This is a genomic window from Paracoccus sp. SJTW-4, assembly GCF_047716885.1.
GTDB lineage: Bacteria > Pseudomonadota > Alphaproteobacteria > Rhodobacterales > Rhodobacteraceae > Paracoccus > Paracoccus solventivorans.
Genome location: NZ_CP136681.1, coordinates 1014616 through 1028078, shown reverse-complemented (window position 1 = coordinate 1028078; position 13463 = coordinate 1014616). Strand labels below are relative to the sequence as shown.

The 13463-nt window shown below is 66.5% G+C and carries 12 protein-coding genes; 5 read left to right on the top strand and 7 right to left on the bottom strand.

Annotated elements, in window-relative coordinates:
• Positions 1-452: 452 nt before the first annotated feature.
• The 3 genes from RSP45_RS05070 to RSP45_RS05060 all read right to left on the bottom strand — a co-directional run bounded on the left by RSP45_RS05070 (position 453) and on the right by RSP45_RS05060 (position 3323).
• Positions 453-1148 carry an SDR family NAD(P)-dependent oxidoreductase gene (locus RSP45_RS05070; RefSeq protein WP_415393464.1) on the bottom strand — a complete coding sequence of 232 codons (696 nt, stop codon included), beginning with the start codon at positions 1146-1148 and terminating at the stop codon, positions 453-455.
• 84 nt (positions 1149-1232) lie between these two features.
• Positions 1233-2585, bottom strand: coding sequence for a glutamine synthetase family protein (locus tag RSP45_RS05065; protein ID WP_415393463.1), 1353 nt, complete (start codon positions 2583-2585; stop codon positions 1233-1235).
• Positions 2586-2642: 57 nt separating this feature from the next.
• Positions 2643-3323, bottom strand: a complete 681-nt coding sequence (locus RSP45_RS05060) for a type 1 glutamine amidotransferase (RefSeq protein ID WP_415393462.1) — start codon at positions 3321-3323, stop codon at positions 2643-2645.
• A 171-nt stretch (positions 3324-3494) separates the two neighbouring features.
• Here RSP45_RS05060 and RSP45_RS05055 point away from each other — a divergent pair, with 171 nt between their 5' ends.
• The gene (locus tag RSP45_RS05055) at positions 3495-4640 is read left to right on the top strand and encodes an aminotransferase class V-fold PLP-dependent enzyme (protein WP_415393461.1); all 1146 of its coding nucleotides are present in this window, start codon (positions 3495-3497) and stop codon (positions 4638-4640) included.
• A gap of 594 nt (positions 4641-5234) precedes the next feature.
• On the opposite strand, the gene RSP45_RS05050 is transcribed toward RSP45_RS05055, so the two are convergent.
• Together RSP45_RS05050 and RSP45_RS05045 are read right to left on the bottom strand one after the other, a co-directional pair.
• Complete coding sequence (locus RSP45_RS05050) at positions 5235-6404, bottom strand: acetate/propionate family kinase (protein ID WP_415393460.1); 1170 nt, start codon at positions 6402-6404, stop codon at positions 5235-5237.
• Positions 6401-7786, bottom strand: a complete 1386-nt coding sequence (locus RSP45_RS05045; RefSeq protein WP_415393459.1) for a bifunctional enoyl-CoA hydratase/phosphate acetyltransferase — start codon at positions 7784-7786, stop codon at positions 6401-6403. Before RSP45_RS05045 ends, RSP45_RS05050 begins: the two co-directional genes overlap by 4 nt.
• Before the next feature lie 781 nt (positions 7787-8567).
• On the opposite strand from RSP45_RS05045, the gene RSP45_RS05040 reads away from it, so the two are divergent.
• Positions 8568-9221 carry a recombinase family protein gene (locus RSP45_RS05040; protein WP_415393458.1) on the top strand — a complete coding sequence of 218 codons (654 nt, stop codon included), beginning with the start codon at positions 8568-8570 and terminating at the stop codon, positions 9219-9221.
• A 144-nt stretch (positions 9222-9365) separates the two neighbouring features.
• Positions 9366-9653 carry a hypothetical protein gene (locus RSP45_RS05035; protein WP_415393457.1) on the top strand — a complete coding sequence of 96 codons (288 nt, stop codon included), beginning with the start codon at positions 9366-9368 and terminating at the stop codon, positions 9651-9653.
• A 375-nt stretch (positions 9654-10028) separates the two neighbouring features.
• Here RSP45_RS05035 and istB read toward each other — a convergent pair whose 3' ends face one another.
• Both istB and istA read right to left on the bottom strand, forming a co-directional pair.
• On the bottom strand, positions 10029-10823 hold the full coding sequence (istB, locus tag RSP45_RS05030) for an IS21-like element helper ATPase IstB (RefSeq protein WP_072464014.1): 795 nt from the start codon (positions 10821-10823) through the stop codon (positions 10029-10031).
• Positions 10813-12345, bottom strand: a complete 1533-nt coding sequence (gene istA, locus RSP45_RS05025; protein WP_083539302.1) for an IS21 family transposase — start codon at positions 12343-12345, stop codon at positions 10813-10815. The genes istB and istA overlap by 11 nt, the downstream gene beginning before the upstream one ends.
• 99 nt (positions 12346-12444) lie before the next feature.
• On the opposite strand from istA, the gene RSP45_RS05020 reads away from it, so the two are divergent.
• A complete protein-coding gene (locus RSP45_RS05020; protein ID WP_415393456.1) occupies positions 12445-12801 on the top strand; it encodes a hypothetical protein in 357 nt (118 codons plus the stop codon).
• 14 nt (positions 12802-12815) lie between these two features.
• A complete protein-coding gene (locus tag RSP45_RS05015) occupies positions 12816-13316 on the top strand; it encodes a Bro-N domain-containing protein (protein WP_415393455.1) in 501 nt (166 codons plus the stop codon).
• Positions 13317-13463: the final 147 nt, after the last annotated feature.

Below are 13463 nucleotides of genomic sequence, written 5' to 3'. Positions count from 1 at the left end.
GAAGAAGCGCGCCGCGGCCGTGGGCGGGGGAGGGCAGGGGGGCTGTTCTCGGCTACGCCGCGGCCTTCTTCGCTGAAAACGGTCCACCGGACCATCCGGCAAAAACGGCCTTGTGGGCTGCCTGATCCGCCTTCCATTCCGGGCGCTCGAAAGTCCTGGGATATTTCTGCAAGGAAGAAGGACGCCGCGGTCTTCCTCGCTGAAAATGGTCCACCGGACCATCCGGCGGGAAAATAGCCCGAGGGTTGTTTTCTGATCCGCGTTCCATTCCGGGCGCTCGGAGCCCCCGGGATATTTTTACAAGGAAGAAGAACGCCGCGACTTTTGAGGCGGAGCTTCTGGCTGCCTTGCCGCCGTCATGCGGTCGGTGACCCGTCAGAGCCCCCGAGGCGCGCACTGGCTGGCCTCGGCTTGGGATGCCGTTGGCCTGCGCACCGGGTCTGAAGTCTGGTTCAGTCGGCCAGTTCCGCCAGGATCCGTTCCGCCTCGGCCACGCAGGGGGTGAGGGCGGCGCGGTCCTCGCCGGGGTAGAAGCGGGCGCGCAGCGCGGTCGGCATCGGCTGGGGGGCGGCGATCACCACCTTGGGGCCGAGCCTGCGGTTTTCCGTCTGCCAGCTGCGGGCGAAGGCGATCTGCGCGGCCTTGGTGGCGCCATAGGCGCCAAAGAACGGCTGGCCGCCGCGGGGGTCGTCGAAGAACAGCGCCGTGCCCGCGCGCGCGCGCAGCAGCGGCTCGAACAGCACCGCCAGCCCATGGGTAGCCAGCAGGTTGACCGCGACCGAGCGTTCCATGTCCTTGGGATCGACATGCGGGGCGGGCGACAGGGGGGCGGCGTGGATCGCGGCATGGACCCACAGGTCGCAACCGCCCCAGCGTTCCAGCACCGCCTTGGCCAGCTGGATCATCGCTGCGGGCTGGGTGATGTCCATTGGCGCCAGCGTCGCCGCGCCGCCGACCGCGCGGATGCGGTCGTCGAGTTCCTCGAGCGCGCCGACCGTGCGGGCCACGGCCACCACGTGATGGCCGCGCGCCGCCAGCAGCCGCGCCATGGAAGCGCCAAGGCCGCGCGAGGCGCCGGTGACGATGGCGATCTTGCCGCCTTGGGCAGTCGCGGATTGCAGGGCGGGATCTTGATCGGTCTGGGTCATGCCCGCCCCTTGCCACCCCGCGCCGCTTATCGCAAGCGGTGAATGGCCGCAGGGGCGCGGGCGGGGCGGGGGCGGCGCGGCGGCCTAGACGTTCAGCAGCAGATGTTCGCGTTCCCAGGGCGAGATGACCTGCAGGAACTCCTTGTATTCGTTGCGCTTGACCGATTCGTAGACATCGACGAACTCGGACCCCAGCACCTCGCGCATGGGGTCGGATTCGACCATCAGGTCCAGCGCGTCGCCAAGGTTGGTGGGCAGCTCGTCCTCGGACATATAGGCGTCGCCCAGGCATTCGGCGCGCGGGCTGTCCTGATGGGTCAGCCCCAGATAGCCGGTCGCCAGCGAGGCCGCGAGCCCGAGATAGGGGTTGCAGTCCATCCCCGCCAGCCGGTTTTCCACCCGCCGCGCCACCGGCCCGGAAATCGGCACCCGCAGCCCGGTGGTGCGGTTGTCGCGCCCCCATTCCAGGTTGATCGGGGCCGCGAAGTCCGGGACATAGCGGCGATAGCTGTTCACATAGGGCGCCAGCAGCGCGATGGCTGCGGGCAGATGCGCCTGCATCCCGGCGATGAAATGCATGAAGGCGGGGGTCTCGCGCCCCTGTTCGTCGGAAAAGATGTTGCGGCCCGCGGCGTCCACCACCGAGTGGTGGATATGCATGGCGCTGCCCGGCTCGCCCTCGATCGGCTTGGCCATGAAAGTGGCGAAACAGTCGTGGCGCAGCGCGGCCTCGCGGATCAGGCGCTTGAAATAGAAGATCTCGTCGGCCAGCGCGACCGGATCGCCATGCGCGAGGTTGATTTCCACCTGCCCGGCGCCGCCCTCTTGCAGGATGCCGTCGATCTCGAACCCCTGCGCCTCGGCGAAATCATAGATGTCGTCGATCACCTTGCCGTATTCGTCCACCGCCGACAGCGAATAGGCCTGTTTCGCCGCCGCCCGCCGCCCGGATCGCCCCATCGGCGGCTGGATCGGCTGGTTGGGGTCGATGTTGCGGGCGACCAGGAAGAACTCCATTTCCGGTGCAACGATCGGCCGCCAGCCGCGTTCCGCATACAGCGCGACGATGCGTTTGAGCACGTTGCGCGGCGCCACCGGCACCGGGTTGCCCTGCTGGTCCAGCACGTCGTGGATGACCTGCAGCGTCACATCCGCCGTCCACGGCGCGGCCGAGACGGTCTCGAAATCCGGCACCAGCACCATGTCGGGTTCGGTGAACGCACCCGAGGGGTTGTCGGCCCATTCCCCGGTGATCGTTTGCAGGAAGATCGAGTTGGGCAGGAAGAAGCTTTCCTGCCGGGCAAACTTGGACGCGGGCATGGCCTTGCCGCGTGCGACCCCGGCGATGTCGGGGACGATGCACTCGACCTCGTCGAGCCTGCGGCCGGCGATGTATTCGCGCGCCGCTTCGGGGATTTTCGTCAGCCAGTCTGACATGGGAACTTTCCGCCGGGCTGTCCGGCTTTCGCTGTTGGGCGCCCGGGGGCGCGAGGGTCACGGGGCCGGGCGGCTCTGGCGAAAGAACGCCTCGATCCGGTCGGTGATGGGCGAGGGGTCGGCGCGGCCCTGCCGGTCGCGGGCGGCATCCAGCAGCGCCGGCGGGATCGCGGCGCCGCGATGCGCCATCAGCCCCTCGATGAACTCGTCGCGGAACTCGGGGTGGGCCTGCACGGTAAAGGCGTGGTCGCCATAGACCAGCGCGGCATTGGCGCAGAAGGCGTTGTGGGCCGCGACCTCGGCCCCCTCGGGCGGGGTCACCACCTGGTCCTGATGCCAGGCGTTCAGGGAAATGGTCTCGCCGCCGAAATCATAGTCCTGCGCCCCCACCGCCCAGCCGGCCGGGTGCTTGCCGACCTGCCCGCCAAGCGCCTGCGCGACGATCTGGTGGCCGAAGCAGATGCCGACCAGCGGCACCCGCGCCGCCACCGCCTTGCGGATGAAATCCTCCAGCGGCGGGATGAACGGGTGATCCTCGTAGACGCCGTGGCGAGAGCCGGTGATCAGCCAGCCGTCGGCGTCGTGGACGGAGGCGGGAAACTCCATCGCCTCGACGTGGTAGCTGGTGAAGTCGAAGCCGCGCCCGGCCAGCAGCCGTTCGAACATGTCGTCGTAGTCGCCGTGTTCGGCGCGGATTTCGCCGGGCGGCTGCCCGGTCTTGAGGATGCCGATGCGCATCGCGGTCTTTCCTGGTGCTGTCGCACCCAAGTTAGGCGCGGGGGCGGGGGGCTCGCAAGGGGGGCGGGGGCACGCATGGGGGCCGCCCAAGGTGGCAGGGGGCGGCGCGGATGCTGGCACAGCCGCGCATCCGCCGCTAGGATCGCGCGGTCACATGCAGGGGAAACGCAGATGTCGGGATTGCGCGCGGATGGTCACAGCAAGGTCGACCCCGAGGGGTTGATCGAGTTCTCGGTGGTGTTCACCGACCGCAGCCTCAACCACATGTCGCAGAAGTTCCAGCAGGTGATGCGCGACATCTCTGCCATCGCGCGCGAGGTCTATAACGCGCAAGCGGTGGCGCTGGTCCCGGGCGGCGGCACCTATGCGATGGAAGCGGTGGCCCGCCAGTTCGCCCGCGAATCGGACGCGCTGATCGTGCGCAACGGCCTGTTCAGCTTTCGCTGGAGCCAGATCATCGAGACCGCGGGCTTTGACGGCACCGCTATCGTGCAGCCGGCCCGGCCCGAAGGGAACGCCCCCCGCCCCGCCTATGCGCCGCCGCCGATCGAGGATGTAGTGGCCGAGATCCGCAGCAGCCGCCCCTCGGTGGTGTTCGCGCCGCATGTGGAGACGGCGGCCGGGCTGATCCTGCCCGACGACTATATCGCGGCGCTGGCGGCGGCGGTGCATGAGCATGACGGGCTGATGGTGCTGGACTGCATCGCCTCGGGGACGATCTGGGTCGACATGCAGGCGCTGGGGGTCGACGTGCTGATCTCGGCCCCGCAAAAAGGGTGGAGCGCGCCGCCCTCGGCCGGGATGGTGATGTTCTCGGCCCGCGGGGCGGAACGGCTTGCCGCCACCAGTTCCGACAGTTTCGCGCTGGACCTGAAGAAATGGCGCGCGATCATGCAGGCCTATGAGGACGGCGGCCACGCCTATCACGCCACCATGCCGACCGACGCACTGCTGACCCTGCGCGACGCGATGGTGGAAACCCGCGAGATGGGGTTCGAGGCCGCCCGCGAAGCGCAGTGGGAGCTGGGCCGCAAGGTGCGGGCAGTGCTGGCGGAACGCGGCTTCGCCTCGGTCGCGGCCGAGGGGTTCGGGGCGCCGGGGGTGGTGGTCAGCTACACCGACGACCCCGACATCCGCTCGGGGCGCAAGTTCGTGGAACAGGGCGTGCAGATCGCCGCCGGCGTGCCGCTGCAGGTGGGCGAGGGGCAGGATTTCTCGACCTTCCGGCTGGGGCTGTTCGGGCTGGACAAGCTCAAGGATGTGGACGGGACGGTGGCGCGGCTGACCCGCGCGCTGGACGCGGTGGCAGAGGGCTGAGGTTTCCGGCAGGCGGCGGAGCGTTTGCGTCGCCGTTGCAATGGGTATTTGGGCCAGAAAGAAGCGGCGTGCGCTGGTTTCCCGCCGCCCGGGCGCGTGGCTGCGGGGGTTTGGCAGCAAGTAAATCCGGCGTGGTCGGCGTGTGCCGGGGAGAGGTGGTGCCAGCGCTGGAACGCGGAGAGGCGTTTGCATGGGCAGGGGCTGGCCCAGACATTAACCCCCCGGTGCCGTTTTCCGCTGCGCAGGCTCGTCTTTGGTGCGGAAATATCCCGGGCTTCCGAGCGCCCGGAATAGAAGGCGGATCAGAACACAGCCCCTAGGCAGTTTTCCCGTCGGATGGTCTGGTGGACTGTTTTCAGCGAGGAAGGCCACGGCAGGGGCGGGGCTGGTGCCAGCGCTGGAACGCGCAGAAGCGTTTCGCAGGGGCTGTTCCAGACACCAACCGCCGAGGCCGTTTTCCGCCGCGCAGGCTTCTCTTTGGTGTGAAAATATCCCGGGCTTCCGAGCGCCCGGAAAACAGTCCAACGGACTGCTTTCAGCGAGGAAGGCCACGGCAGTGGCCGGGGGCAGGCCCCCGCTCCGGCAGTGCCGTTCTCAGGCGCCGATCATTTTCCGCGCCGCGCGGGCGATCACCAGCTCCTCGTCGGTCGGGATCACCATGATGGTGGTGCGGGAAAATGCGGTCGAGATTACCGGCGCGTTGTCCTGGTTGCGGCTGTGGTCGAGCTCGATCCCCATCCACTCGGTCCGCTCGCAGACGCGGGCGCGGATCAGGCGCGAATTTTCCCCGATGCCGCCGCAGAACACCAGCGCATCGACCCCGCCCATGGCGGCCGCCATCCCGCCCAGCTCGCGTTGCAGGCGGAACACGTAATAGTCGATGGCCTCGCGCGCGTGGGGGTGGTCCGAGGCCTCCAGCTCGCGCATGTCGTTGGAAATCCCCGACAGCCCCAGCATGCCCGATTGCGTATAGAGCAGCTCGGCGATCTCGTCGGGGGACAGGCCCTCCTGCTGCATCAGGTACAGCACCGCGCCCGGGTCCAGCTGCCCGCAGCGGGTGCCCATCGGCAGACCGTCCAGCGCCGAAAACCCCATGGTCGAGGCGACCGAGCGCCCGTGCTGCACCGCGCACATCGAGGCGCCGTTGCCCAGATGCGCGATCACCACCCGCCCCGCCGCCAGCGTCGGCGCGATGCGGGCGAGTTCCCCCGAGACATATTCGTAGCTGAGCCCGTGGAAGCCGTAGCGCCGCACCCCGCGGTCGTAGAAGCGCCGGGGCAGGGCGAAGGTGTCGTTCACGAAGGGCTGGTTGCGGTGGAAGGCGGTGTCGAAACAGGCGATCTGCGGCACGCCCGGATAGGCCTCCATCGCGGCGCGCACCCCATCGAGGTTGTGGGGCTGGTGCAGCGGCGCGAATGGCGACAGCGCGCGCAGTTCGTCAAGCATCGCCGCGTCCAGCATCACGGGGCGGTCGTGGAAGATGCCGCCATGCACGATCCGGTGCCCGATGGCGATGGCGCGGGCATCGGGGAACGCGCCGCGCAGGCTGCCCAGCACCCGCGCCACCGCGTCGTCGTGATCGCAGAGCGGCCCCGGCGCCACCGGCAGCGCCGCCCCGTCCGCGTCCTTCATGGTCAGCGTGGCGTCGGGGCCGATCCGGTCCACTTGGCCGCGGGCCAGCAGCGCCTCGGACTGGGCGTGATACATTGCGAATTTCAGCGAGGACGACCCCGCGTTCAGGGTCAGGATCACCGGGGTGGTCATGGTTTCGCCCCGCTCAGCCGCGCGTGATGCAGCGCCGCCACCGCGCAGGAGGCCAGCCGCGACATGGCACTGTCCGAGCGCGAGTTCAGGATCACCGGCACCCGCGCCCCCAGCACCAGCCCGGCGCTTTCGGCGTGGCTGATATAGGACAGCTGCTTGGCCAGCATGTTGCCGGCGTCGATCCCGGGCGCGACCAGGATATTGGCGCGGCCCGCCACCTCGCAGCGCAGCCCCTTGGTGCGGGCCGCGGCCAGGTCGACGGCGTTGTCCATCGCCAGCGGCCCCTCGACCAGCCCGCCGGTGATCTGGCCGCGATCCGCCATCTTGGACAGCAGCGCCGCATCGACCGAGGACTGGATGTCGGGATTGACCGTCTCGACCGCCGACAGCACCCCCACCAGCGGCTGCTGCGACCCCAGCGAGATCGCCAGGTCGATGGCGTTCTGCACGATATCGACCTTGGTGCGCAGGTCGGGGGCGATGTTGATCGCGGCGTCGGTGACCATGATCGGATGCGCCATCCCCGGCACGTCCATCACGAACACATGGGTCAGCCGCCGGTTGCCGACCCGCAGCCCGGTCTGCCGGTCCACCATCGGGCGCAGCAGCTGGTCGGTGTGCAGATGCCCCTTCATCACCGCGTCGGCGCGGCCCTCGTGGACCAGCGCGCAGGCGCGGGCGGCGGCTTTCAGGTGGTCGGGCTCGTCGATGATCTCGACGCCCGCCAGCGAGTCCTCACCCGCCGCCGCGGCGATCAGGGCCTTGTCGCCGATCAGGATCGGGGTGATCAGCCCCTCGCGCCAGGCCAGCAGCGCGCCGGACAGCGAACGGTCGTCCTCGGGTGCGACCACAGCGGTGCGCATGGGCGGCAGCGGGCGCGCGCGCTCCAGCAGCGCCTCGAAATGGCGGTGGCGCTGGACGACCAGCCCGGGGATCTCGATGTCGTCGCGGGCAAAGCGCACACGGGGGGCGCTAACCAGCGCCTCGCCCGACAGGATCAGCGCGCCATCGGCCGGGCGCGTCACCCTGATCGCCATGGTGACGCTGCCGTCATCATGTTTCGCGGCCACGGTCAGGCGGCTTTCCAGCTCGTCCCCTTCGCGGGCATGTTCGTGGAATTGCAGCGATTGCGTGCGATAGAGCGTCCCCGGCCCCGGCAGCAGCGTCCCCAGCACCGCCGAAACGAGCGAGGCCACGAACATCGCCGGCGCCAGCCCGTCCGGCACCCCGTCGCCGTCGCCATCCTCGCCCGGCAGGTGCATCGGGTTGTAGTTCCCCGAGGCCGCCGCGAATACGTAAAGGTCGTCGGCAGTGATCAGCCGCCGCAGGCAGGCGGTTTCCCCCGGCTGCAGCTCATCGAAGATGCGGTTTGTCAGGTGCATGGCGGTTCCCCGTCGCGTGGTCGGGCCGGTTATGGTCCGCCGGGCGGCCGCGGGGCAAGGGTTCCGTCACGGCCCGATCGCCGCAGGGGCGAGTTGCGGCAAGGCGGCGGTTCCACGAGACTGAGTTTCGGGGCCGGGTTTGGGCCGTGGGGTGCTGCTGCCCGTGCGGGGCCGGGTGGGAAGAGGAGCTCCTTCCCGATGCCGGAGCGTCCGGTCTGGTTCTGGAGCGGCCTCGGGCGCAGATTTGTGCGCGAGATGCGATGCGTCAAGGACTGCCAAGTCACGGAATTGTCGGGAGATTTCCCCCGTCAGAGGGGAAATGGTGCCGCAGAAGTGCTTCGGGAATAAGGACCCAACTTGCAGCAATCCGCGTTAAGCGCCATGGTATCAATAGCTTACTAAGGGCGGTCCGCCCCGGACTGCCCCGCCGTGTGTGCTTGGCGAGTGTGGACAGTGTGCCTATCCTAAGCCCTGCAAGGCCCCCTGCGCAACGGGTTACGGGTCTCAATTTGGCGGAAAAATCCGAGGCCCTATTTAGTCAAGATGAGCTCTGCTCGCTCCCCCCGGAGGGTAGGTCCAAGCAGACACAGCATGATCGCGCTTCCTTCCCTTCCAGAAAGCAACCCCACCCCCCCTCCGCTTTCCTTTTGTCAAAGCTAAAAGTTTTAGCGACACGCGCGCAACCAGTTTACATCTCAAACGTCCGTTGAAGATTGACAAATACCCCTGACGGCTCCACCTTCAGGGGAACTTGACGGGCAGCGCAGAGGGCCACGGGGGCATGAAACAATTCGTCACCTATCGCCGGGTCAGCACGGCTGGACAGGGCCGCAGCGGGCTGGGGCTTGAGGCCCAGGACCGCGACATTCGCTTGTATCTCGACAACTACGCCGATGTTCCTCACGAGGTCTTGGCAGAGTTCCTGGAGGTTCAGTCAGGCGCTGACGGGGATCGCCCCGAACTGTCCAAGGCTCTGGACCTCTGCCGAAGGACCGGGGCAGAACTGCTGGTCGCCAAGCTGGACCGGCTGTCCCGGCGTGTGTCCTTCATCGCTGCCCTGATGGATGATCCGAAGGTGAAGCTACGCGTGGCCTCCATGCCGAACGCCGACAAGTTCCAGCTTCATATCTATGCAGCTCTTGCCGAACAGGAGCGGGACTTCATCTCCATGCGCACCAAGGCTGCGCTGGGGGCCGCGAAGGCCCGAGGGGTGAAGCTGGGTGGCAACCGCGACGTGCTGCTGCAACGGGCAGAGGCGGTGAGGCGGGATGCCCAAGACTTCGCCCGCAAGGTGGCCCCTATCGTGCAACCGCTGCGGACCTCTGGGGCCACGCTGACGACCATTGCGGAGGCGCTGGACGGGGCAGGGATCGCCACCGCAAGGGGCGGAAAGTGGACCGCAACCCAGGTCAAGCGCGTTCTGGACAGGCTCTAAGCTCCTAGGGAGACTCAAGGAATTAGTCACTATATCACAACTAAATCAATGGTTTACATCTAGTCCCTTATATGGAATATAGGATGCACGGCACCTGCCGGACGGCTTCTGCCGTACAGAACTGATCCAATGAGGGACACCACCATGAACATGCACACCGCCACCGCCACCGCTGATGCTGCGCCGTCTATCCTTGACCACCTTGTCGCCGCAGCCGACGCGCTGGACCGCAACGCCACCGCGACGGCCCCCGATGATGCAAGTCTGCTGGACACCGTGCGGGCCCTGCGCGCCGCCGCTGACTTCCTTTATGAGGCCACCGAACGGGTCAGCCTCGGGGATGCCCTCAACGCTCCCAGCGTGGCCCAGAGGGTGACTTGGGCGCTGTCTAAGGTCGAGGAAGCCCGGAGGGTCCGCGCAACAGCGGCCTGACAGGACCCCGCGCCATGGGGGGCGTTGTGCTTCTATCTGTCTGTCTCCTCATGGCCGGGGGTCTGCCCCTCAGTGCCCCCGTAGGCCCCCGTAGGCCCCCGTAGGGCCCTCTACAGGCCCGAGTTCATTTCGCGCTAGGTAAGTAGCCGGGCGGGTCGCCCGTCCTGTCACGCCCCCTGTGGCCCTAAGGCCCCGTGACCTCCTCGCTATGGCCCCCTCCATGGTGCGGGTTCGTCCAGCAGACTTGCGTCCAGCAGACTTGCGTCCAGCAGACTTGCGTCCAGCAGCGCCAGGGCGGAAAAGTGTTGATTTTCACCCAGAACTGAGCCGGGTTTTCCATCGAGAATTGAGCCACCTCTGACTATGGATTGAGGGTCAAGCTGGGGTCAAGGCATGTGACGTCCCCTCCTTTTTCTGGGCTGCTGCGGCTGAACTGGCCTTGAAGCGGAAGCTGTCGTTTCCGGTCTCCAGGATGTGGCAGCGATGAGTAAGCCGGTCGAGCAGCGCGGTGGTCATCTTGGCATCGCCGAAGACCGTCGCCCATTCGCTGAAGCTGAGATTGGTGGTGATAACGACGCTGGTGCGTTCGTAAAGCTTGCTCAGCAGATGGAAGAGCAATGCACCGCCGGAGGCGCTGAAGGGCAGGTATCCCAGTTCGTCGAGGATCACGAGGTCGAGGCGGGTCAGGCTTTCGGCGACCTGCCCGGCCTTGCCCCTGGCTTTCTCCTGTTCGAGGGTGTTGACCAGTTCTATGGTCGAGAAGAAGCGAACCTTTCGGCGGTGATGCTCGATGGCTTGGATGCCGAGTGCGGTCGCGACATGGGTCTTGCCGGTGCCCGGCCCGCCGATCAGCACGATATTTTCGGCGCCGCTCATGAACTCGCAGCGGTGCAACTGGCGCACCGTCGCCTCATTCACCTCGCTGGCCGAGAAGTCGAAGCCCGCCAGATCCTTGTAGGCAGGGAAACGCGCGGCTTTCATGTGATAGGCGATGGAACGGACTTCACGCTCAGCCAATTCGGCCTTCAGCAGCTGCGACAAGATCGGGATGGCGGCTTCAAAGGCCGGGGCGCCTTGCTCGATCAGATCAGTGACAGCCTGCGCCATGCCATGCATCTTCAGGCTGCGAAGCATGATGACGATGGCGCCGCTGGCGGGATCATGACGCATGGCGGCCTCCGGCGATTTGGGTGCGCAACCCGTCATAGCGCTCGACATTGGCCTTGGGCTCACGGCGCAGGGCCAGCGCGTGTGGCGTATCCAGCGGCGGTCCCCCCACCACCTTGCCGTCGACCAGCCGGTGCAGCAGGTTCAGGACATGGGTCTTGGTGGGCACGCCCTCGGCCAGGGCCAGTTCCACGGCGGTGAGCACGGCTTGCTCATCGTGATGGAGCACGAGAGCGAGGACATCGACCATCTCGCGATCACCACCGGGCTTGCGTAACATGTGCTCCTGCAACTGCCGGAAAGCCGGCGGCAATTCCAGGAAGGGCGCGCCATTCCGAAGCGCCCCGGGCTTGCGTTGCACGACCGCCAGGTAATGTCGCCAGTCATAGATCGTTCGCGGTGGTAGCTGGTGGCTGCGCTCGATGATCCGCCGGTGTTCGCACAGGATGTTGCCCTCGGCCGCCACGACCAGCCGGTCCGGATAAATCCGCAGGCTGACAGGCCGGTTCGCAAAGGGTGCCGGAACGCTGTAGCGATTGCGCTCGAAGCTGATCAGGCAGGTGGGCGAGACGCGCTTGCTCTGCTCGACGAAGCCATCAAAGGCTGTGGGCAACGGCATCAAGCTCGCCCGCTCCTCGCCCCAGACATCGGCGATCGAGCCCGGCAAGGTGCCGTGTGCCGTCTCGCGCCACAGGTCCTGACAGCGCTGCTCCAGCCAGACATTCAGCGCGGCAAGGTCGGGAAAGTCCGGCATCGCTTGCAAGATCTGGTGGCGGGAATCCCGGACGTTCTTCTCGACCTGCCCCTTCTCCCACCCTGCCGCCGGATTGCAGAATTCCGGCTCAAAGACATAATGGTTTGCCATCGCGAGGAAGCGGATGTTGATCTGCCGTTCCTTGCCGCGGCCGACGCGATCCACCGCCGTCCGCATATTGTCGTAGATCCCGCGACCGGGCACACCGCCGAAGACGCGGAAGCCATGCCAATGGGCATCGAACAGCATCTCGTGTGTCTGCAAGAGATAGGCGCGAACCAGAAAGGCGCGGCTGTGCGCCAGCTTGATATGGGCCATCTGCAGCTTCGTGCGCTCGCCGCCCAGAACGGCAAAGTCCTCGCTCCAGTCGAACTGGAAGGCTTCGCCTGGGCGGAAAGACAGCGGAACGAAGGTTCCGCGCCCCGTGGTCTGCTGCTCACGCTGCCGATCTGCCCGCCATTGCCGTGCAAAGGCTGCAACCCGGCCGTAAGAGCCGGTGAAGCCGAGCGCCTCAAGATCGGCATGCAATTGCTTCAGCGTCCGCCGCTGCTTGCGCGACTTCCCGGCCTCGGTCTTCAGCCAGCCGGCCAGCTTCTCGGCGAAGGGGTCAAGCTTGCTCGGCCGCTCCGGCGTGGCAAAGGTCGGCTCGATCGTGCCCGCCGCAAGATGCTTCGTCACGGTATTCCGTGACAGTCCCGTGCGCCGCGCAATCTCGCGGATCGACAGATTCTGCCGCAAATGCATTCGTCGGATGATGTTCAAAAGTCCCATGTGGATCACTCCGTTGCCCCCGCCGCTCACTGCGTTGGGGAAAGGTTCACATGGCTCAATTCTCAGTGAAAATTATGCGCCTACCCGGCTCAGTTCTGGGTGAAAATCAACAATGCCGGGTTCATGGCGCAAGCCGAGAATACTCTCTCAGGGGTAGGCGCGAACGTCGCCCTTCTGTCCGAGTTCTGCACTGATGACGAACTGCGGCAAGCGCGCCAAGCCACCGTATTCGGGGCCAGCGATCGGCTTCAAGAGATTGGCAAGGCTGCCGTCGAGCGCCTCGCCCGGATGCCCGAACAGGACCCCGAGGGGTTCCGCGAGATGGTCGAAGGGATGACCGCAGAGGAACGCAAGATGCTGCACAAGCGGGACGATGGGGGCTGGACTCTCCGCGCCCCCGGGCACCCTGAAATGTCCTTCGGTGCTGCCGTGCTGGCCGGGCTGGTGCGCATATGACCCCCGCCCCCTCCATGCTGGCAGTCGCTCTTACGGAAACGCATCTGGGCAACCTCCGCAGCGTGGCGCTGGACGGGGAACCGTGGTTCGTGGCCGTGGACGTCTGCAAGGCCCTCGGCATCAAGAACAGCAGGTCCGCGCTGATTAAAGTCGACTCAACCGACAAAAATACCGCCAAGGTCACCGAGGGGCGCGGACGCCCCGTCGCTGTCATCAACGAAAGCGGGCTATATGCGCTGGTATTGCAGTCGCGCAAGCCAACCGCAAAAGCCTTCCGACGCCTTATCACGACCGAGGTCATCCCGTCTCTTGTTCGGCACGGCGTCTATGTGGCTGGGCAGGGCGCAATGACTGACTGCGAGCTACAATCGGCCCTCCAGAGTCGGGGGGAATTACTGGTGAACCGGACGCGGGAACAGCGCCGCATCGCCTATCAGCAGGAAATTGCCCGGATCGAAGCCCTATTTGGCCGCAGGGCAACCCGCTGGGAACGCTTCGTGGCAGACAAGCCGTAGGAAAGCTGCGGCGCGGGTGTCCGGCGGCACGGCAATCCTGAACACGGATAAAACCCGTGTTTGTGATTTCCGCTTCCCCGGGGCCCGCCTCCCCCTCCCTCTGCTGCACTAATACCAATGAAGGAAGAACCCAGATGAACTGTTGCG

Excerpts from the sequence above, each read along its gene's own strand:
- RSP45_RS05015 (WP_415393455.1), top strand. The coding sequence starts at position 12,816 with ATGCTGGCAGTCGCTCTTACGGAAACGCATCTGGGCAACCTCCGCAGC.
- RSP45_RS05040 (WP_415393458.1), top strand. The coding sequence starts at position 8,568 with ATGAAACAATTCGTCACCTATCGCCGGGTCAGCACGGCTGGACAGGGC.
- RSP45_RS05045 (WP_415393459.1), bottom strand. The coding sequence starts at position 7,786 with ATGCACCTGACAAACCGCATCTTCGATGAGCTGCAGCCGGGGGAAACC.
- istB (WP_072464014.1), bottom strand. The coding sequence starts at position 10,823 with ATGCGTCATGATCCCGCCAGCGGCGCCATCGTCATCATGCTTCGCAGC.
- RSP45_RS05055 (WP_415393461.1), top strand. The coding sequence starts at position 3,495 with ATGTCGGGATTGCGCGCGGATGGTCACAGCAAGGTCGACCCCGAGGGG.
- RSP45_RS05035 (WP_415393457.1), top strand. The coding sequence starts at position 9,366 with ATGAACATGCACACCGCCACCGCCACCGCTGATGCTGCGCCGTCTATC.
- RSP45_RS05070 (WP_415393464.1), bottom strand. The coding sequence starts at position 1,148 with ATGACCCAGACCGATCAAGATCCCGCCCTGCAATCCGCGACTGCCCAA.
- RSP45_RS05050 (WP_415393460.1), bottom strand. The coding sequence starts at position 6,404 with ATGACCACCCCGGTGATCCTGACCCTGAACGCGGGGTCGTCCTCGCTG.
- RSP45_RS05065 (WP_415393463.1), bottom strand. The coding sequence starts at position 2,585 with ATGTCAGACTGGCTGACGAAAATCCCCGAAGCGGCGCGCGAATACATC.
- istA (WP_083539302.1), bottom strand. The coding sequence starts at position 12,345 with ATGGGACTTTTGAACATCATCCGACGAATGCATTTGCGGCAGAATCTG.
- RSP45_RS05060 (WP_415393462.1), bottom strand. The coding sequence starts at position 3,323 with ATGCGCATCGGCATCCTCAAGACCGGGCAGCCGCCCGGCGAAATCCGC.